We start from the raw sequence: 20,566 nt of genomic DNA, 5'->3' as shown, positions 1-20,566 counted from the left end.
TCCAGGAATCCGGGTGCGGTACAAGTTGTTCCTAACTCGTTGTAGATTACTGTTCGGTTAGGCAATCTGTATGGGCGGATGGGGCCTCTGAAGAACAAAACAGCCGAGTCTGCAACAAGAGATGCCAACCTACGGACTGACCGCACAGCTAGTCATAGAGTTCGTTTGTCGTGCAGGTAAGCCTTCCATGCCTTCAGAGATACGTTAGATTGGCCCTTCGCATAAGCTTTTGCCAGGTCAACCGAAAGCCACCGACTGCGTTACCTGAGAGCACGGCGCCAGGAGACGCGAGATGAACAGTAAATCTGAGGATACGCATCGCCCCGATTACCAGGTAGAGCTAAACAAGCTCCGTAGTCGTCTCCTGGACCTCTCTGCTCGTAACCGCTTGTTGAATTACCCACATCCGAGGGGACGTTCGCTTCGGTTCATCGAGACAGACCCCGTGTGGTTATACGATCGTCTGCTATCTGGAAATTCAGTTCGCGTCCAACACGTTCCTGCGCCGCCCCGTGGACAGGCACTGGAGCGAGAATGGCCCGACTGGGTGGCTAACAATGGCCGCGATGTAAAGCCGAAAGCGCACGAGTGGGCGAAGTTCAAGGGCTATCGGACCGACTACGAACTGAGTGAGCTGTATAAAACCAGTCGTGGTGGGGGGCGCGGCCGGCGTGGCGCCCCCGTACAAACCCTCATGTATCCGGAAGATCTGGAGCGTCAGGTGAGCCGGATAGCGCAGCTTGCGCGCACGGCCATAGAGGACTCCGGTGCGAATATCCTGTACGTTGCGTTCGGCTTTCTCGGTTGGCAAGACCAAGCCGGATCCAGCACGTACTTTGCTCCTTTGCTGTTGGTCCCGGTTCAGCTAAAAAGAGGTGGTTACGACGACGAGACCCGCCGGAAAATCTACTCGATTCAGTACACCGGTGAGGATATTCAGACGAATCTTTCGCTAAAGCAGAAGCTGGACAGGGATTTTGGCCTCAACCTTCCGGAGCTAGAGGATGACGACAACGTACAGTCCTATCTCCGGAAGTGCAGCGACTTGCTTAAGGCGAAACCCGATTGGACCATCAAGCATTTCGTGTCGTTGGGATTCTTCCAGTTTGGCAAGCTTTTGCTCTATCTCGATCTCGACCCAGAGAGGTGGCCCTCATCAAGCCGCTTGGACCAGCATCGGGTGGTTTCGAAGGTTCTCGGTGGTGGGAGTGGGGAAAGCGATTTCGAGTACTCCGCACAATACAGCCCAGATCAGATCGAGTCGGCCGCTCCTGAATTCCGGCTTGTCCATAGCGCGGATAGCTCTCAACACAGCGTGGTGGTGGATGCGGCGAGAGGCAGTGACCTGGTGGTTGAGGGACCGCCCGGCACAGGCAAATCACAAACTATCACGAATATCATCGGGGTTGCTCTCAAGAAGGGGCAGTCGGTGTTGTTCGTATCCGAGAAGATGGCGGCGTTGGATGTCGTGCGGACCCGAATGGACGCGATCGGTCTCGGTGATTTCTGTTTGGAGCTTCACTCCCACCGGACACAACGCTCGAAGCTCCTCAAGGATATCGAGAGCCGTATCCAGCGAGGTAACGCATTTGCCGAGCCCAAGGGTCTAGAGCGAGAGGTTGATCGTTACGAGAGGCTACGAGACCGCCTGAACGGCTACGCTCGTCTGATCAACCAGGACGTTCCGGGGTTCGATTTCTCCGTGCATGACTTGCTGTGGTCGGTAAGCCGTCTAAGGAACGGCGGTGACGCTGATGCAGGAATAACGGACGATGTGCCTGAAAGCGCGGAGCGTTTGACCCAGAGGCAACTGGACGATGCGGTTGAACGACTCAACGCGATACTGGCGCGCCGTCGTATCGTGCAGGAAGAGTTCCCGGAGTTGAAGGAGCACCCGCTCCAGGGACTGGCGTTGAATCCTGAGGCTGAGTCGATTTGGGAGCCCCATGCCGAAAGGCTACGAACCATACTGCGTCATATGGAATCTCTACGCGATGCCGTTCGGCGGCTATCGGCGCGCTCGGACGCAGAAATACCGGACACTGTCGAGGAATTAGGGGCCGCGACGATTCTCTCCCGGGCGTTGGCCAACCCCGAAAAAACAGAGGCGTCGGTCCAGTTGGGAACGTTGGTCGATGGTCAGCGTGCAGCCGATGATTTTCTTTCCTATCTCGAAGATGAACGGCGTCTCTCCGAGGCACGAAATACCGCCAGTGCCATATGGAAGAATGATGTTCTAGACGAACCGAGGACTCTCGCGAGACGGTGCGAGTCCATTCGTGCCCTTGGGGAAGGGATTTTCGAGGCATCGGCTCTTAGCCTAGAGGGTTTACAGCTCGTTGCAGACTCAGCCCGGGGCGTTGCCGAGATATTCGCCGAGAACAGCGAAGATTTTACGCGCATGCAGCAAATCCTGGATGTCACGGTTCCAAGAGGTGTCGTTGGGCTGAGGGCTGCTGATGAGTTCTTTGACCTCCTAGCGGAAATGCCCAGCGATGCATTGGACCAGCGGTCGAAACCTCTGGAGAGCATTCACGATGTGGAGCCGATGCAACGGCTTGCGCAGGAGCAAAAGGCGCTCAACCGTGATGTCGCATCCCTTGATTTACGGTTTCTTGTCGAGGAAGCGCGGAAGACCCCTTCGCTCGCCGCGGCCGCAGAGCTGATCGGTCAGAAAGCGCTCGTTCTGGGGATCTTCGACAGTGAGTGGCGAGCAGCCAATAGGTTGTACAAATCTCTGAGTCGTGGAAAGCCGTTGCTACGCTCGTCTAAGAAACGGGCTGCTGATCTCCGGGAACTGGAATCACTGAGTGAACGGCTCACATCCTTTGAAAGAAACCCCGACTACACGGGACTGCTTGGGAAAGCCTTCAACGGGTTGGACACGCCGGTAGACCACTATGTGCGTCTGGTCGAATGGTACGGGAAGGTGCGGGCATGGGCAGGACGCTGGTTTCAACATGCGCCTACCGTGATCCAGTCCGTCATGCGGATTGAGGTAGACGCCGCAAGGGAGCTGCGCGAACTGGAGGACGCTGGCCTTCGTAAGGTCATTCAGCAGGCGATCTGGTACCTGGAGCAGATGCAGCATGCAGCGGGCGAATACCTCTCCGAGGACTGGTTCGGTTCCTGGGAGCAGGGTGCGTCAGTTGCGGACCGCCTTAGCGCGAATCTGCACGGAAACCTTCCGGATATCCGTAACGCACTGCGCGGAGAGGAGGTGAAGCCCGCGGATGCGTTTGAAGCAGCGAAACCCTATTTGAGGATCCTTGGCAGCGTAGAACACCAAGAGCGTCGCAGGCTTTACCTTGCGGTTACACCGCCTCTAAGGCCTTTGGATGAAAAGATCCTGGAAGCGTTATCGGCGGCCGCGACGTTTAGCGGTGCCTTGTGGGATACCCGTACGCCGGATGAAGCACGACTGATTCTTCAGCAACGGAAAGACGGTCATGCCGTTGCGCCACTTCTGTATGCGCTCAAGGAAACAGACTCTCTGCTGGAGAACTACGCCAGTGAGTGCGGGCCAGTCATTAAATCACTTGGTGTCACGGAGTGGTTCTGTAGGCAGCCGCTGGCTGATGCACCTTTCACAACGGTGATCAAGCGCGTGGAGAAAGCACTTCAGGGAGAGGCCAGCTTCGGTGCGTGGAGGGACTTCGTTCTTTCTTTGCATCCTCGTGGGGACCCTGCCGTGCCTTGGCCGCAACTGGGTAATGGCTTGATGGTCGGTGAGCTTCCGGATGAGCAGGCCAAGGCCACTCTGAAGCTTGGTCTACTATCGAGTGTGGCGAACCGTTTTCTCCAGGATCACGAGGTCCTCCGGGATTTCGAGAGCTTGGAGCACGAGGATTTGAGGCGGAACCTGAAAGACGTGGACGAGCGTCTGCGGGAGCTCCATCGCGAGGAGATCGCGGCTGCGGCGGCACAGCGGCGGCCACCTGCGGGCAATGGGGTTGGCAAGGTGCGGGAGTACACGGAAATGCACCTGCTGCGCCATGAGATTGGCAAGAAGCGTGGTCATGTGCCGATTAGGCGGCTTACGACGAGGGCGGGGGGCGCGCTAACGGCGCTCAAACCGTGCTTCATGATGAGTCCGTTGAGCGTAGCTCAGTACCTCACGCCTGGAGAGCTGGAGTTCGATCTCCTCATCATGGATGAGGCATCCCAGATGCGTCCGGAGGACGCATTGGGTGCGATCGCACGCGCCAAGCAAGTGGTCGTCGTAGGTGACCCCAAACAGTTGCCGCCGACGAGCTTCTTTGATCGTCTGGAGGCTGAGGAGTTCGAGGACGAGGACGAAGAGACTGTTGTTGAGGGGAAGGAGAGCATTCTCGAATTGTTGATGCCGGCGCTCGGCCGCGTGCGCCAACTCAACTGGCATTATCGGTCGCAGCACGAGTCGCTGATCGCCTTTTCCAATTACAAATTTTACGACGACCGGCTTTGGGTATTCCCGTCGCCCAAACAGGATGCCGCCTCCGGATCGCTCGGTATCACCTACCAGTACGTCGAAGAAGGTGAGTATTCGAAACAGACGAATCTTCCGGAAGCGCAGGAAGTGTTGCGCGGAGTGCTGCGAGAGATCCGAGGCTCTCGCGGCAGGCGCACGGTCGGCGTTGTGGCAATGAACTCGCAGCAGGCGGAGCTGTTGAGCGATGAATGGGCACGCCTGATTCGAGAGCACCCCGAGCAGGAGGCGCTGATCGACGCGTGGGCGGAGCGGAATGAGCCCTTTTTTATCAAGAATCTCGAGAACGTGCAGGGCGATGAGCGGGATGTGATATTCATCTCTTTGACCTATGGAAAGGATCGAAACGGTCACGTGTTCCAGCGGTTTGGCCCGATCAACCAGCGCAACGGCTGGCGGCGGCTCAACGTTCTCTTCACTCGCGCCAAACAGAATATGGCCGTCTATTCATCGATGCGCTCGACGGAGGTCACTCCAAACTCTGGAAACGTTGGTGCCACTGCCTTACGCGACTTCCTGGAGTATTGCGAAAAGGGCGGAGTGCTCTCGGAACCTGTGGCCGACTCCGGTCGCGAACCGGATAGCCCGTTCGAGGTTGAAGTGGCGGAAGCCCTGAATCGGCATGGTTACGTCGCAGTTCCGCAGGTTGGTGTGGCTGGATTCTACATCGACATTGGCGTACGTCATCCAGAGTTCGGTGAGGAGTTTATCCTTGGAGTGGAGTGTGATGGGGCTACCTATCACTCCGCGAAGTCAGCCAGGGATCGGGACCACCTCAGACAGGAGATTCTGGAAGGCCTCGGTTGGCGCATACATCGCATCTGGTCCGCGGACTGGTATAACCGGCGCGATCGTGAGATACGCCGGCTTGTCGATGCCGTTAATAGCAGCTACGCCAAAGCGGCCGAGGCGCTTGAGAAGCGCGAACAGGTGCCGTCGCGTACTATTGATATTGGTGTGAAAGGGCCTGGCGAAGACGCGCAGGTCCAAGAACCAGCACCAACTCATGATGCGCTCCGGGAAAAGGGTGCTGCGATTGAACAGGCCGAGGCCGGTGAGCTCGAAGACAGCTTGCGTCGCTTGCGAAAGACCATCGACGACGATTTTCCGGACGTTCCCGAGGACCGCAAATTGCTGCGTGAAGACATCATCCGTTTGCTGGTGGAGCATCAGCCGGTCACGCGGGAGGCGTTCGCGAAGGCTGTTCCCTTACAGCTGCGTTCGTCCATTGATCGGGATCAGGCCAGGAATTATCTCGGTACCGTTCTGAGCCTTTGTGAAGATTCCGCCGGCTAGGAAGCGCTGATTAATGCCCCTGCATCCGGCTCCATTGTCCGCCAATGCAGTGTAGGAAGGACAATGCCGGGGCGGCCTCTTTGGTGCCCTGAGACCGTTCCCCCACGCAGCAGCTGGCCCCGTTCCTGCAGATGGGCGTTGATCCGTTCGAAGATCACCCGGGTCAGGTCGTGGCGCTCCAGCAACCGACGGAACTGCAGCAGGGTGGTGGCATCCGGGGCGTCTTCGCGGCTCAGGTCGATCCCCACAAAGCGCCGGATCGCCTGGCTGTCGTACACCGCGTCCTCGATCCCTTCATCCGACAGGTTGAAGCACTGCTGCGCCACGTACATCCGCAGCATCCGCTCCAGACCGATCGGCGGGCGGCCGCGCTTCCCCTTCGGGTAGTGCGGCTCGATCGCCTCCACCAGCGCCGCCCAGGGCGTGATGGCGTCCGCCCCGAAATCGGTCGCGTCGCGTCTGCTTGCGCTTGCCGGAATATTCGATATCGGAAAAACTGCGCTGCGACATCGATCCTTGCCTCGGGGCGGAAACCGGCTGCCATTATCCCGGACCCGTCCGCTGGCCGGGAGCCGCCGCGTATTAAATCAGCGTCTCCTTAGGTGATGCTTCAAAGAGTCCGGTACGGAGAGCCCAATTGTCTCTGGTGCCTGCACAGCCCCCCGTGGTCCGTACATCCATTAGGGCGCGAGTAGGGCGCGCGCTATGGTCCCCATTCGCATGGAATGACCTCGATGATACGAGCTGGCAAACATGCCGAAATTGATGGCGCTCCTGCATTCATTAATACCCCGAGAGATCCCGGCGTACATCAATCGTTATCATAATTATTGCGTCCCTCCGCACTAATCACGTTTCTGAGGATCTTGTGCACCTCGTCGTCCGCTTCGCCTTTGTTAGTGAACACGCGTCGGCCATTAGGCTGTGTCGTCGTTGTTACTCCATTTAGCTTTGCGGTCGACCAGGCTGCCGTAAGCGCGTCTGCAATCCGCTTTTTCCTGTAGAGTGCGATAGTCGCACCGGTGTAAAGGTGGCGGGCGATCGATATCGATTCTGCAACCGGCACGGTGCACGACCAATTGATTTTGCTATTTCCGTTCAAATATGGCGTAATTTTTCTTCCGGTAATTTCTTCGACGTAGTGGCAAAACGCCGTTACTATTCCGTAGTCTCCGCAGAATTGTATCCGCCAGCCAGACAGAGGATATTTTACTCGATCGACGTTTTCCCGGTCGATCGATCCGTCTCCGTCGACCATTCCGCGCCAGAAATGTCTTCTAGCCTCTGCAGAGTAGACCGGCGGTGCAAATTGGTGGTGTGAGGCCTTGTCACGTCTCAGGCCCAGGTCGATCAGCCGTCTCGCGAGTGCGACGCTGTAAACACAAAGGTGAGCCTGCCAATACCATTTTCCGTCTTGGTTCTGAACTTGTAGGACTTCTATCGGGGCGTTGGATCCTAGTATTAGCTTTACATTATCAAGGATGGCGGCGTCCCGAGCTTGAATTCGGAATCGTATTCCATCAGGTCGGCCTTTGTTGATCGTGATATTGCCGTCCGCTTGGAGCAATCCAAGGAGGTACGCCGGATTCTGCTGCTCGATCTCATCGAACGCGTGGTGGTCGATCGTGTACTGTCGATACGGGGGGTTGGCGTGTTGGGTTCGGTGCGCAGGCGACCGCAATTCAAATCCAAGTTTGCGCAGATTTGTTGACATCGCTCCACTAGAGACGCCAATTTTCTTGGCTATCACTTCCAGCGGGTAACCTCGCCGGTAAACTTCGTAGATCGTTTGCATCAGCTTTTTCATTTGCGGGCGTTTTTCTTTGCGCACACGTATGGCCTGGACGGAGTTAACTGCGAAGGTGAGGCTTTCGAACGTTTCGTTGGAGATCGTTTGGTCGCTTTGTTCGATGAGCGCGCGGCTCTGGTAGATAGCAGCTTTCGCCGCTAGGGTCGCGAGTGCGCGTTCTTTTTGGGTTGTGGTCAAGCTGGCTCGTGGCATGGGAGATCCTGTACGCGTATCTGGTAGTTCTAGTGTTGATGATTGTTGGTTAAGCATCAAGCGTGTTCTGCTATAGTTTTGCTTTTTGTGATGGCCGAAAAATTTACTGTCAGTATATAGCGTGCTTAAATGTTTGAGAGTAGGGGTTGGTGTTCCTGAAATTTGTCGTTCTGGGGTGGCATCCCGGTGGGTCATGATTTTTTTCAATCGGCGCTTCTTGTTTCATTCTTAATCTCTATTGGTTCGGTTGTGTTTTGGGAGAATCTTGCTGTAGACATGCGCACAGGCGCGCGCGGTCTGGAGTTTTCGTATGCTCCCCCTCCACGAGCACCAGTGCTTATTAGAGTCCTCACGCAGAATGGAGGATGAGCAGCCGGGAGGGGAGCACGTGTGTAGAGGTTCATCTGTGGTGAGCCACGAGTGGGCCTACCGGCATGTGGGCCGGATCAGCCGGACGGCGGCGGTACCGTAATCTCCACGGGGGAGGGGCGTTCGCTGGGCCCGGTTCGTCAAACGGGCGGGGATCGAACAACGTTCGGGGATCGTGGATGGACGCCGCCGGTTTGCTGATTGAAATGCGACGCGGTGCTGGGCAGCGGGGACGCCGCGCAAGAGCGGCACGGCTCTCATCCCCAATATCGACCGGCGAAGGCCGAAGCAACCCGGATGGCGATGGTCCACGCCCTCGGCCACTGGCGCGGGTCGGTGAAGTTCATGCCGGTTGGAAGTGGAAGATGGTTCATGGCCCATCAGCAGGTAAGCGCGGCCTTCACCTGCGCCGTGTACTCCGCCCGGCCATTTCAGAGTGGGGAACTCGGCTCGGACGAGAAGACCAATGGATGGATTCTGGTTATTTCCCGACTGGCACCAACTTCGTTGAGATCAGTGAAGGACGAATCCGGGAGATGGAAGACAAGCAGAATCTCCGCCCTCGCTAGCGGCTCTGTTACTGGGCCGGATCGAGTTTCTTAGGAACCACTTACAGCGGCAACGCGCCGTATGACATGGCATTGCACTTATTGGTTGAATTCAGGGGGCGATGATCACGTCCTGTTCTCATGGTGTTCTTGGGCCCAGGCGAGGAAAATTGCGAGCTGCACTGCGTACGGGCTGAGGGATACAGCTTTCTGTGCGTCGGGATGGAAGGTGACGATGACTTCACCTCGGGCGGCGGTGGCTTCCCGGGATGGGTGGCCCATCGGGCCGTGCTCGATGGATAGAAGGTGGCCAGCCTTATGACGCCAATGCTGCAATTGCTCCGACGGATTCGCGGCCCGGGAGCCGGGTTTGGCGGTGTGATACCCGATGAACAGCTCCCGGAGCTCCAGATGGTCCAGCAGACGTACCCAGCGTTTGAGGTCGGGTACGCTTGTGAGCTGGAGCGTCAGTAGTGGGGCTGTGGGGACCATGGCGTGGGTGAAAGTGTCCAGCAGTTTTTTTCGGTCGCGTGGCGTCAGCGCGGGCGTCTGTTCGTTTCCATACAGGTAGGACCAGGTCGTCTGGAAGGTTGGACGCTCGTTGACATGCGGCGGTGCGAGCAGGCAGTCGGGGTCATCCGGGCGGCTGCGGCGCAGGCGGAGCTCCTGGGGAAGGGTCCGAAGCAAGGCCGCGTAGCGCTCGAGGGTAGGCCTGTCCCACGGAAATGCGAATTGGCCGGTCGGGGACCCGGTGGAACACTCGGTCTCGTTGATGGCCCGGATCAGAAGGCATGCCCGGTCCAGTGGGTCCGCGGGTTCCTCGATCGGTACGGGAGTGCCGCATTGGGTGCCGGCCGCCGTCCGCTCCCGCAGTTTCGTCAGGGACGAGCCCGAGGGCGGTAGACCATCGGTGATGCGGTCGATGATCTCCCCCGGGGTGCCGAAGTGCGTCTCCCGACGAACTTCACGGATCCGCGGCGCGCTGCGCCCGGTGATCGCCGCGATCTGTCGGGTGTCGAGTCCGTCGATCACGCGCCGGACGGCGCGCCCCAGGAGATCGTCCAGAGTGTGGACGTAATGCTCGATGGTGATCTGGGTGTCGGAATGGCCCATAAGCCGCGAGACCAGACGCAGTGTCCGACGCTGCGTGGGGCTGTGGTCGCCAATGAGTTCGCGGCGAAGCTTTCGGGGATCGGTTGGGGCCGCCATCGAACGGGCCTGTGACCAGGGAGGAAGCGGTTCCTCGCCTTCGCCTTCCAGTTCCCAGAAGTGCAGCAGCGTTCGGGATGCGAACGAATGGCGCAGATGGTGAAAGCGGATATCGGGATCGCCCGTCACCTGGGTCATGGCCCGGGTGGCCGCATCCAGAAGCTGATCGTTGGGGCGTATCGGCCCACGGTCCGGCAGCGCGAACAGTGGCGCAGCTTCGGACCCATCCGGCTCGGCCCGTCGATGCTCCTGCCATCTCGTCAGCCGTTCCAGTAACGCCTCCGGCAACATGGCGTGAAGGGGTAGGACGCGCTGTGCGTTGCCGCTCTTGAGCAGACGCAGGCCGTTCGGCCGCACCAGCAGCGAGTATTCCGGTGGGCCTTCGAGGTCGCCAATCAGGATGCCCGCGGCCTCACTGCGACGTAGACCGCCGTAAAATCCCAAAGCCATGATCAGGGTGAGCACGGTGCCGACCGCGGGGTTGTCACGGTACAGCTCGTCCACCCAGTCGAGGGTGCGCTGAAACAGGGCCTCGTCCAAGTAGTTGGCGTCGGGCGGGCCGTGCGTCGCAACATGCTGCGGGGACTCCAGGGTCTCCAGCGGTAGTGGCGACCGGGAGTGCGCTTCCATCAGGAATTGATGGAAGCTGCGAATGCCTCGGGCCACGCGTTTGCGGCTGCGCGCGTTCGGCGTGTCCTCAAGGGCGCTGGTGTAAAGTTCGATCAGGTCGTCCGCCGTGAGGTCTGCCGGATCCGTATCGCCAAGCTGACCGGCGATGCGGCCGGCTACGGCGTTGTAGAGTTCATAGACGGTGCGGCGCCGCGGCTTTCGGCCCGCTCGTGCGGGTGTGCACAGCCGGTTTGCGACCCAGTCGGCGAGTCGCCGGACACTCGGGAGCAAGGGTAGGGGAGTCCGGCCCCCTGTCGGGTTGGCGGTCGGATGCGCCTCGATCCAGTCGCGAATGGGCTGTGGATCCGGGGGATCGTTTTTCCGGATCAGACGGGTGAGATCGAGCAGTTGCGCGGGCCAGGCTTCATGGCCGTGCGGGTCGGCGTCTCCCTCCGTCGTGGCGCCTTCTGCAGGAGCAGAGCCGTGCTCCGAGATTTCGGACCGATGGCCCGGCTCCGTGGCCCGTGGAGGCAATGAAGTCCGGATCCGGTCCGGTGGAAAGATCAGTCGTTCATGCACGCTGACCGGAAGTGACGTGGCCACCCGCTCACCCGCGGCGTGGGCGAGGAGATACGGCGGGACGTAAAGCGCCAGATGAAGGCGGGCGACCTTCTGCAGTTGACTCCAGTTGCGCGGGAGCTGGTCGGAGAAGCCCAGCGTCTCGGCACATTCCCTGATCCAGCGGTAGAGGAGCGGCCCGTCCGCCCGCGTCCCCGGAAGGCCGGGAGGCAGGCCTTTGTTTCCATCGCGGACGAGCAGATGGCGCGTGATCGGGTCCGGATACCAGCGCAGGTGCAGTGGCATCGTTTCGTCCTTGAGCTGGTGATACAGCTCGATCCAGTGGTGGTGTGCGGGAGCCTGATGGAGAGAGTGGCCGAGAGCCCAGAGCCACCGCGGGCGCAGAAGGCCGCCGAAGAGCAGGGCGCTCAGGAAAATCCGGCCCCACCGGGCCTGAATCCGTTCCGGGTCGATCGGTGAGGCGAGCTGGTTCCGGAAGGTGTCCACCAGGTCCTGATGGCGGACCATGTCGAGAAAGTCATGGTGCTGGAACGGCGAGGAAGGCGCCGGCGGTAAAGGGACGGGCAGGTCCGGAATGACGATCCGCCACCGACCGACGCGGTTGCCGGTATCGAGGATTTCGGCGACGCGTCGCTGGGCGACGAAGCTGCGGCCCGCAGGCGCCTCGGCGCGGACCTGTAACATCAGTGTGCGCGTGTCGCTTTTCGTCCACTTGAGGTCTTCGGGCGGCTCGACCGAGGTGAGCCTCGGGTATTGCTCTTTGAGGATGCGCCAGACGGACAGGAACTCGTCACCATCCTGTGGTTCCTCCCGGGTCGCTTCGGTGGGGTCGGGCTGGCGTTCCCCGATCGGGTTCCAGAGGTGCGTCCAGCCGGCCCAGATCGCGCGAGGGTCGTCGTCGAGCCCGCCGTCGCCCGGTTCGCCAGACGTATCGCTCATGGCGCCACAACCCTGTAGCCGATGTCCTGCATGAGTCTGTCCAGATACGGACGGATCGCCTTTCGGTAACGGACCGGATCGAACGCGGAGGGAGCACCCCAGGGCTCCTCGCCGTAGCTCCAGTGGCCGAGATGCGTGTTGATGATCGTGGCGGGACAGCCCTGAGCGGTGAGATAGCTGCGCAAAAGGTGACGGCCGGCGTTGTCGAGTGGCCAGGCGGCGGGGAGCACGCGATTGCATTCCTCACGCAGACGTCTGCCCGTCAGTTCCACGGGGACCCAGGTCGTCGGATCACCGGGATCCCCGGCGTCCAGGAAAAAACAGGTGGAGCGAAGCGCCAGTTCATACTGATCGCTCTGATATGCGCTCCGATCCCGGTGCTTGGTGGCGGGGCAGGTGAGGCTCGTGGGCAGCCCCGGAAACGTGGTGAAAAGGACGACCAGGTGCTCCATGTAGGCCTCGATCTGCTGGATCACCTCGGGCGGTAGCACCACTAGTCGGGCATGGGACCCATCCGACCGGTCTTTCTCCTGCAGGGCGATGGTCCCGGTGGCGTGGTGCCGGGCCGAAAGGTCCGGGACCGGCGTCCGGATGGCGCGACCGCCCACCGCCAGGGTCAGCCCGAGGGCGGTGTACGCCGTCATCAGGTTGTGAGCGTTCAACCAACCCGCCACATCGCGACGGTGGGGCGGGCTTTGGCTGTGGAGTCTGTCGCTGAGTTCAGCAATCAGATCCGAAATGGATTCGGCCCGAGGTAACCGATCATTCCCTGTCCAGCTCTCCGGGATGGCGGTGCGTGGCGCGCGGTAGTTCCAGAGTCTTTCGTACGAGTGGTCGCGTTCTTCATCCAGTCCGCTACCCGCGAGCGCCGTTTCCAGATGCTCATGGTAGATACGCGCCAGCTCCCCACGTTCCCACGCCGTGTAGAAATGGTGGGTCCGGGCGAGCGGGTCATCGGTCCCGAATAGCAGGGCCGGCGCAAGATGCTGACCTTCCTCGGCCCAGGCGAACCAGCTTGGCATGATGGTGGCCAGATTTTTGAACTGACACCATCGTCGTTCCACCCCGGCCTGTTCCAGACGCGGGACGATGTGACTGTCCCACAGTTTTTCGTACGTGCTTTCGTTGTGGGTGAAGTGCTGGGTCTTTCGATCGTAGGGCATGCGGTTGAGGTGCTGGCCCACCCCGAGGATGTCCTCGAAGACAACGCGGGGCCAGTGTTCGATCGCCTGCTTTCGCTCTTCCTGAGCAAGTGGATGTCGGGGCGGAGGGTTGTAGGGCCGCATCCACATCCGGTAACCGGGGTTGTACGCCAGCTTGAACTCCGCCGGCAGTTGGCTTATGCCGTCGACGCACTGGGTTCTCCTGACGGTATCGGGCGGGGACCCGGTGACTAGGGCGATCGCCGCGAGCAACACCGTTTCGCGACGTTTGTTCCGCTCTTCGCGTCGGCTTGCCGGCTCGTCATGCGGCCCATCAACGGAGGCCTCGGAAAAAACTGCTTCGAGGGTTTGCAGAATGCGGTGGAGCTGGGTAAGCCGGATCCGTCGGAGCTCAACACGAAAGCGCTGGCTTTCCATCGCGATGCGCCGACCTATGCTCCGCGCCCGGGCATAGATCGATCCCAGAGGCGGCAGATCCTTCAGATCGAGCGGTGCCTGATCCTCACCCGGTTCATGGCGGAGTATGGCCTCGAACGTGATCTCGGCGCCTTCATCAACCTCATACTCTTCCGGCGCGAGTCCGCTGGCGAGCAGCTCGTTCTGATGATCCTCGCTTGGAACGTGGCGGTTTGCCCGGTATTCGTCGGTGCCCCAGCTCGCCTGGAGCAACCGATTGTCTTGGTGGTGCTGGAATCCATGATGGTCCGGCTCCATGGCGTCGACGTCCCGACCGCGTGGCGAGCCGGTTCTTTGGCCCCCAGATCTGCCGGTCCGGGTCCTTTCCGAGATGCCTCGGAAGGGCAGGTCGTGCGCCAAAGCCATGATCTCGGCCAGGTACCCGCCGTACTGCGTTATGAGAGTTTGGCGCTTGTCGGCGGCCGGTTGGCTGTCGGATGGCGACGCCTGTTCCTTGATCTCGAGGAGCGTTTCCGCAAGCCTTCTGGGGTCCTTCCGCACGGGACCGACCTTGAGGATCAGCCAGCGGAACTTCGGCTCATGGGCCCAACGGACCACCATGCTTGCATTGTATGGGTGCTGATCATGACGAGGGCGCAAGCCTCTCAGGTACAGCAGGATATGGGCAGTCAGCAGATGGGCCTGTAGCCATTTATAGATGTCGGGCTCAGGACCTTCTGCATCGTCATGGACGTACCAAAGGGCGCACCAGACCGGATGGGTCGTCAGTATCCCTGTGAAAGGGTGCTGCACTCGTTCTCCAGGCTTATCTTCCCGATACAGGTGCGTAGCCCCCGACCACAGGGGGTCCCCGCGCGGAATGGCGCTTAGGGCGTCATGCCATTCGCGTAAGACGTCCACCGCGCCGCCCCCTTCTTCCCCTGGAAGGAGCTTCTGGACCCGGGGAAGAAGGTGACCGAGGTTCTGCGCGATTGGACACACTCCGGCCAATGAATCGGGCATTTGTAGAAGGGGGCGGACTCGTTCGACCAGGTTCTCCGGGGCGGGGTGGTTGATACGTCGCAGCGCCCCGTAGAGGTTCTCCACCTGGGAGTCGGAGAGAAGGACCTTTTCACTTCCCGCCATGGCCGTACCGATCTCTGCAGTGGCTTTTGTAGGTGGACAGCGATACACCGAGGAAGCGCGCGATCTCGGGTTGGGTCGGCTGCCTACCCAACATGATCGGGAGTACTCCATCCGTATGTGCGGTCTGCCACCGTTTCGGTAGCTCCGCGCTACCTGAATGTTCGACGGTTGGGACGAGTAGATCGTCGACCGCATGCCTCAGATCGCTATCGGAGTCCGGAGCACTCAGGACAGGGATTTGTTCGTCCGCCGACAGGCACGCTTTCGCGACGCTGAAGCTTGGTATGCCGGCGACCGGACGGTAGACACTCTTCCCGTGGGCGGTGTCCGGCACGGCGATGATGGGGCGCTGAATGAGGAGTTCCTTCACCGCGTCGGCCGTGAGGCTGGGCGCAACCGGTATGGGAGGGCGCATCGTCACCGGGTCGTCCAGCAGCTCGCCTACAGGCACTCGGATCCATCGTGGCAGGGAGCTTGGCATAGCGCCCTCGTAGCGATCAGGTGGTGCTCAGTCTGTCAGGTCAGGATTCGGCTAGCAATGCGATGGCTCTAGAGCCTTTTCGAAAACAGAATTGTGGATTCCTGTGTGACCCAGGATGACCCTAAATTCCAAGAAAGTCGATTATGGCGGGCTTTTTGGGGCTTGTGGGGCGGGGGGGTCAGGGGCTTCCGCGGACCATGTCAAGGTGGTGCAACTAGCAGGGCGCCTGGCTCAGAGGTGAAAATGCTGCCCCATGGGTACCATGTGCGCTTCGCGCTGCCTAAAGAGCCGCCGGCCGCCACGTTGGTGATCCCGACCCGAAACAGGGTCGATCTGCTGCGTCGTTGCGTAGAAAGCATCCTCGCAAGGACTGATTACCCAAACTACCAGATCCTGATCGTCGATAACGGTTCGGATGATCCTGCAACCTTGGATTATCTGAGCGAGGTAGAGAGTAGTCGCGTCCGGGTTGTCCGGGATGATGGGCCGTTTAACTTTTCGGCAATTAATAATCGTGCGATCGAGCATATCGAGTCACCAATAGTCGGGTTGATCAACAACGACACAGAAGTACGGCACCCTAACTGGCTGACCGACATGGTTGGGTATGCGTTACAGCCTGACGTAGGTGCTGTAGGTGCCCGGCTCCTCTATCCAGACGGTACTACTCAGCATGCTGGGATCACCATAGGCGTCGGCGGTGTCGCCGCTAACGCTCACCAAGGCCTCTCGGAATACAGCTTTGGGTATATGGGGCGAGCGGGCCTCTCAGGTCAGTATTCAGCTGTGACAGCTGCGTGTCTTGTGATACGGCGGGAGGTCTATCAAGAGATCGGGGGCATGAACGAGGAACGTTTGGCGGTGGCATTCAATGACGTTGACTTGTGTCTAAGGCTAGCAGAGCGTGGGTACAGGAACGTTTTGGTGCCCACCGCTGAACTTTACCATCATGAATCCGCGAGCAGGCCCAGGGACGATCAAGGTGAATCGAGTAAGCGGTTTGTGCAGGAGGTCGGCTACATGGAGAGTCGTTGGAAGGAGTGGATTCAGCTGGACCCAATGTATAACCCAAATTTGTCATTGGATGGTGCGTCCTTTTCCCTTTCATGGCCCCCTCGGCGGCCGAGGAACACGGTTTTGGGGAGCTAGCGTGTGCTTGTTCTTGATTGTATTGCGTTGAGGTTAATCGAGTGATGGTTAACCGGTCGGAGAAAATCCTTCGTGTATAAACGGTTATGGGCGAGGGCTGGAGATCGGTACAAATCACCGGCCTCTAGCGGCGAAAGCCGCAGGATATAATGTTGAAACGCTTGATTGGCTCGATAAGGGCGAGTTGATCCGCGAGTGCATGAGGTGTGGGCTGGATCCGTCGCGTGTAGAAGAAATAGATTATGTATGGAGGGGGGAACGCTACGCGGATTTGGTAGACCTTTCATATGGGGGGTTCGACTGGATTATTGCCTCACACGTCGTGGAGCATGTCCCGGACCTGGTCGCATTCCTCCGGGATTGCGAGCAGATATTGAACGATCGCGGGGTCCTTGTTCTCGCGGTTCCGGACAAGAGGTATTGCTTTGATCGGTATAGATCGATATCCGGATTGGGTGAGGTGTTGGATCGGTTTTTCGCAGAGCGAAGTCGCCACAGCATAGGAACCCTAGTCGAGTCGCATCTCTATTACAGCGAATTAGATGGGAATGGGGCGTGGGGCTCGGCGAGTAGTGGTCGGGCGAGCCTATGTAATGATGCGGAGTCAGCTCGAGAGCTTCTGCGTGCGCGTCCAGATCTGGATGCTTATATTGACGGTCATGGGTGGTGTTTTGTGCCTTCGTCGTTTCGGCTTATTTTGCAAGACTTATGGGATTTGAAGTTGGTTGGATTGAAGGAGGTTCGTTGGTTCCCATCGGAGGGTTGCGAGTTCTTCGTATCGTTGGGCAGACATGGCGATGGGCCGGGCCTTTCGCGCAAGCAATTGCTAGAGAAGATAGACAGGGAATTAGCGTCGGTCTGTGCCACGGGCGGGAGGGGATGATTGGGCGGTGAGGTCCGGTAAGGTGGCGCCTGCGGGGGAGCGGTGGCTGTCAAGGAAGTTGGCACATTGGGTCATGCGGCCTCTAATGCCGGCTCCGGGTTGAGGTGGACCGCCTCGACGGGCGTCCAGTCACGGACCGGTCGGCCACCCCAGCGTCCCGGTTTGGCAGCCCTGGCCTCTTCGTAGCGATGCTTGCGGCGTGCCAGGAGATGGCGGTCCCGGCCCCGATGGCGCTCGGCCGGCGTGACATACTGGATGGCGCTGTGCCGGTGCTCGTGGTTGTACCAGTGGACGAAGTCCAGGACCCACTGGCGGGCCGCTTCCAGGTCGTCAAAGCCGTCCGGCGGATAGCTTGGCCGGTACTTCGCCGTCCGGAACAGCGCTTCGGAGTAGGCGTTGTCGTTGGAGATCCGGGGCCGGCTGTGGGAGCGCGTGACCCCCAGTTCCTCCAGACGGGCGCACAGCGTGGCGCCCTTCATGGCGCTGCCATTGTCCGCATGCAGCACCAGAGGCCGGTGGGCCACGCCCTCGCGCAACACGGCGCGTTCGATGACGGTGCGGCTGTTGGCCGCACTCTCGGTCCCGAAGACCTCGAAGCCGGTCACCTTCCGGCTGAACAGGTCGATGATGAGATAGAGGTAGAAGAACTGCCCCCGGATCCGGGTAGGCAGATAGGTCACATCCCAACTCCAGAGTTGATTGGGGCCAGTGGCGGTGTGCCGTCGTGGCGGGCCGGGGTTGTGGGGCGCCGCGGCCCGCCCCCGGCGCTGCTGCTCGCCGGCGGCTCGCAGAAGGCGGTAGAAGGTGGATTCCGAAGCGAGGTAGCGGTCCTCCTCGTCCAACAGGCGTGGCACGATTTGCCCCGGTGGCAGACTGGCCCATGCCGGCCGATGGCAGACGGCCAGGACCTCGTCCCGCTCGGCTTCGGTGAGCGCGTTGGACGGCGGTGGCCGCACCGCGTGCCGGCGGCCATCGACGCCACCGGTTTTCCAGCGGCGATAGGTGTTCAACCCAATGCCGAGCTCGACACAGGCCGGGGCGAGGCGCGCCCCCTCGGCCCGCGCCTCGTCGACCAGCTTGATGCCCTGTTCGCGATCCGGGGCGCTGGTCATGCGTCCTCGTCCCCCCAGATCGCGTTCGCTTTTTTTCGCAAGGTCAGCAGAGCGGCGGTCTCGGCCAGTGCCGACTCCTTGCGCTTCAGCTCCTTCTCGAGTTCTTTCGACCGTTGGCGCTCAGTGCGAACCTGCTCCCGCTCCTGCCGCGCCGATGCGTCGACGGCATCGTTGGCCTGCTCACAGCTCGCGCGCCAGCGCTGGAGCTGTTCGGGATACAGACCCCGTCGGCGGCAGTACTCCGCCACCTCGGCCTCGGACAAGGGCGCCGTCTCCAGCACGGCATTGAACTTGTCCCGGGAGCTCCAGCCCTCGGGCTCCGGGCTGCTGTCCGGCAACAGCCGACCCTGCTCGCGGGCCTTCCGGCGCCAGTTATACAGCGTGGCGGCCGAGATCCCTTCTTCATCGGCCAGCTGAGCCACGGTCCGGTTATGCGGCGGCAGCAGCTTCTTCAGCACCGCCTCCTTGCGTTCATCCGAGTACTTCACAGGAACCTCTCTTCGCCCCCGGTCGTTGATAACACCCTAACATCGGGTGAGGTTCCAACTAGCCTGACAGTGGGGGCCCAGACCAACGGCATGGTCGAACGCTTCAACGGGCGCATCGCCGACCTGCTGCACACCCGCCATTTCGACTCCGGCCAACACCTCAATGAGGCGCTGCGGCACTACCAGCGGCTGTACAACCATCACATCGGCCAGAAGGCGCTGGGGCATCGGACCCCGGTGGAAACCCTCAAGGCCTGGCAGCATGAACGCCCCGATTTGTTTCGAAAACGTGTATATGACGAGGCGAGACCTGACAGTTAGGCCTATTAGCGATGGCTTTGTCGCTTCCCCCAAGGGCCGACTGTTTGGTTCATTCGGCAGGAGCGTCGTGGCCCAGGCCGCTCCTACCGGGTGGAGAGAGGCCTGGCAGCTGGGGTTAAGGGGGGTGTAACGCCTCGAGCGTGCCGTGCAGCGGGGCGTATTCACCGAGCTCTCGGTGGGTTGTCGTAGAGGAGAGAGGGGAGGCGTTTTGATTCGGATTTTGGATGTGGTGCTGGCGGTGGTGGGGCTGGTGGTGGCGGCGCCGGTGATGGCGGTGTTGTGGATGCTGGGCTGGATGGAGTCGCGTTCGCCGCTGTTCCGGCAGGAGCGGGTGGGGCGGTATCATCGGCCGTTTGTGCTGGTGAAGTTTCGGACGATGCGGCCTGATACGGCGTCGGTGGCGACGCATCTGGCGGAGTCTTCCTCGGTGACGCGGCTGGGGGGCTTTCTGCGCAAGACCAAGCTGGATGAGCTGCCGCAGCTGTGGAACGTGTTGAAGGGGGAGATGAGCCTGGTGGGGCCGCGGCCCTGCCTGGTGAGTCAGGTGGAGTTGATCGCGGCGCGCGAGGCTCGAGGGGTGTTTGCGGTGCGCCCGGGCATTACCGGGCTGGCGCAGGTGAACGGAATTGATATGTCGGACCCCGAGAGGCTGGCCGAGGTGGATGCGAAGATGATTGGGTCGCTGACGCTTGGGGGTTATTTCCGGTATCTGGTGCTGACGTTGACGGGGAAGGGTTCCGGGGATCGGGTACGGGGTTAAGTTCAGTGGCGCTTTGGTGGTTTTCGGGCTTTGGCGGGTGTGGTGGTCAAGTAATTTCGGACACCGCGTTGGGTGAATTGACTGCCGTTGATTGCTCGTAGCCGCTGGGAGGCAGATAGCCCAGCGTCGAGTGGATGCGGACGGAGTTATAGAACCCAACGATGTAGTCGGCAATATCCCGTCGCGCTTCGCTATGGTTCGCGTAACGGTGTTGCCAGACGCGTTCCGAGTTATGGTCAAGTCTGGTGTATGAGCAGTTGCTGGTTCAGGCGGCGCTCCGGTCGGTGATGGATGATGCCTCGTCGTTGGTCGGATCGGTCTGCTCGATGCCGTCGATGAACGTGATCCCGCGTTCGAGCTTGTCGAGCCATTCGTAACCCCGGAGTCGGCGCCAGCGCTTCTGCGCGCTCTGGCCGAGCTTGAACGTCAGGCTCAGGACGGTATTGCGGGTCACGCAGCCCCGGGTCTTGGCGGTGCGCAGCCGCACGGTGGCGAAGGTCGATTCGATCGGATTGGTGGTCCGGATCGACTGCCAGTGCGGGGCCGGGAAGTCGTAGAACGCCAGCAGGTCCTCCCGATCCTTGCGCAGCGTCTCGGCGGCTTTCGGGTACTTGTCGCCGTAGGCGGTCAGGAAGGCGTCGAAGGCCT

At 60.4% G+C, this 20,566-nt stretch carries 9 protein-coding genes and 3 pseudogenes; 5 read left to right on the top strand and 7 right to left on the bottom strand.

The features are described from left to right. Window positions 1-292: 292 nt before the first annotated feature. Window positions 293-5,764 (top strand): DUF4011 domain-containing protein, encoded by a 5,472-nt coding sequence (locus F788_RS0104500; protein ID WP_231372018.1) that lies wholly within the window; start codon window positions 293-295, stop codon window positions 5,762-5,764. Window positions 5,765-5,856: 92 nt separating this feature from the next. Here F788_RS0104500 and F788_RS0104495 read toward each other — a convergent pair. From F788_RS0104495 to F788_RS0104485, 4 genes and pseudogenes are all read right to left on the bottom strand, one after another. Further along, window positions 5,857-6,274: pseudogene (locus F788_RS0104495) on the bottom strand (transposase); the annotation flags it as partial. Between the two features lie 301 nt (window positions 6,275-6,575). Further along, complete coding sequence (locus tag F788_RS13895) at window positions 6,576-7,766, bottom strand: hypothetical protein (protein ID WP_155984427.1); 1,191 nt, start codon at window positions 7,764-7,766, stop codon at window positions 6,576-6,578. A gap of 1,043 nt (window positions 7,767-8,809) precedes the next feature. Next, complete coding sequence (locus F788_RS0104490; RefSeq protein ID WP_019589383.1) at window positions 8,810-12,019, bottom strand: site-specific integrase; 3,210 nt, start codon at window positions 12,017-12,019, stop codon at window positions 8,810-8,812. Beyond that, window positions 12,016-14,391 (bottom strand): hypothetical protein, encoded by a 2,376-nt coding sequence (locus tag F788_RS0104485; RefSeq protein ID WP_231372017.1) that lies wholly within the window; start codon window positions 14,389-14,391, stop codon window positions 12,016-12,018. Before F788_RS0104485 ends, F788_RS0104490 begins: the two co-directional genes overlap by 4 nt. Window positions 14,392-15,448: 1,057 nt before the next feature. On the opposite strand from F788_RS0104485, the gene F788_RS13580 reads away from it, so the two are divergent. Beyond that, complete coding sequence (locus F788_RS13580; RefSeq protein WP_231372031.1) at window positions 15,449-16,354, top strand: glycosyltransferase family 2 protein; 906 nt, start codon at window positions 15,449-15,451, stop codon at window positions 16,352-16,354. A gap of 76 nt (window positions 16,355-16,430) precedes the next feature. Further along, complete coding sequence (locus F788_RS14265) at window positions 16,431-17,237, top strand: methyltransferase domain-containing protein (protein ID WP_081622819.1); 807 nt, start codon at window positions 16,431-16,433, stop codon at window positions 17,235-17,237. Window positions 17,238-17,308: 71 nt separating this feature from the next. Here F788_RS14265 and F788_RS0104475 read toward each other — a convergent pair. Continuing rightward, a protein-coding gene (locus F788_RS0104475; protein WP_369772467.1) for an IS3 family transposase occupies window positions 17,309-18,867 on the bottom strand; the annotation gives its coding sequence in 2 pieces (ribosomal slippage) (window positions 17,309-18,375 and window positions 18,375-18,867; 1,560 coding nt in all). Between the two features lie 48 nt (window positions 18,868-18,915). Between F788_RS0104475 and F788_RS0104465 the strand changes: the two are divergent. Both F788_RS0104465 and F788_RS0104460 read left to right on the top strand, forming a co-directional pair. Beyond that, window positions 18,916-19,158 (top strand): annotated as a pseudogene (locus tag F788_RS0104465) (integrase core domain-containing protein); the annotation flags it as partial. 208 nt (window positions 19,159-19,366) lie between these two features. Next, a complete protein-coding gene (locus F788_RS0104460) occupies window positions 19,367-19,918 on the top strand; it encodes a sugar transferase (RefSeq protein ID WP_026332703.1) in 552 nt (183 codons plus the stop codon). A gap of 46 nt (window positions 19,919-19,964) precedes the next feature. Here the strand turns inward: F788_RS0104460 and F788_RS14260 are convergent. Continuing rightward, window positions 19,965-20,159, bottom strand: a pseudogene (locus F788_RS14260) (IS3 family transposase); the annotation flags it as partial. Between the two features lie 24 nt (window positions 20,160-20,183). Continuing rightward, the coding region (locus F788_RS0104455; RefSeq protein WP_019589373.1) for an IS256 family transposase at window positions 20,184-20,566 on the bottom strand (383 nt) is incomplete at its 5' end.

Origin of the sequence: Thioalkalivibrio sp. ALE10 (assembly GCF_000381385.1) — a bacterium.
GTDB lineage: Bacteria > Pseudomonadota > Gammaproteobacteria > Ectothiorhodospirales > Ectothiorhodospiraceae > Thioalkalivibrio.
Note: the sequence above shows the minus strand (reverse complement) of the source record. Positions and strands in the feature narration are given on the sequence as shown.

Bases quoted from the DNA above. Each gene is read 5' to 3' on its own strand.
- F788_RS0104500 (WP_231372018.1), top strand. From the start codon at position 293: ATGAACAGTAAATCTGAGGATACGCATCGCCCCGATTACCAGGTAGAG.
- F788_RS13580 (WP_231372031.1), top strand. From the start codon at position 15,449: ATGCTGCCCCATGGGTACCATGTGCGCTTCGCGCTGCCTAAAGAGCCG.
- F788_RS13895 (WP_155984427.1), bottom strand. From the start codon at position 7,766: ATGCCACGAGCCAGCTTGACCACAACCCAAAAAGAACGCGCACTCGCG.
- F788_RS0104490 (WP_019589383.1), bottom strand. From the start codon at position 12,019: ATGAGCGATACGTCTGGCGAACCGGGCGACGGCGGGCTCGACGACGAC.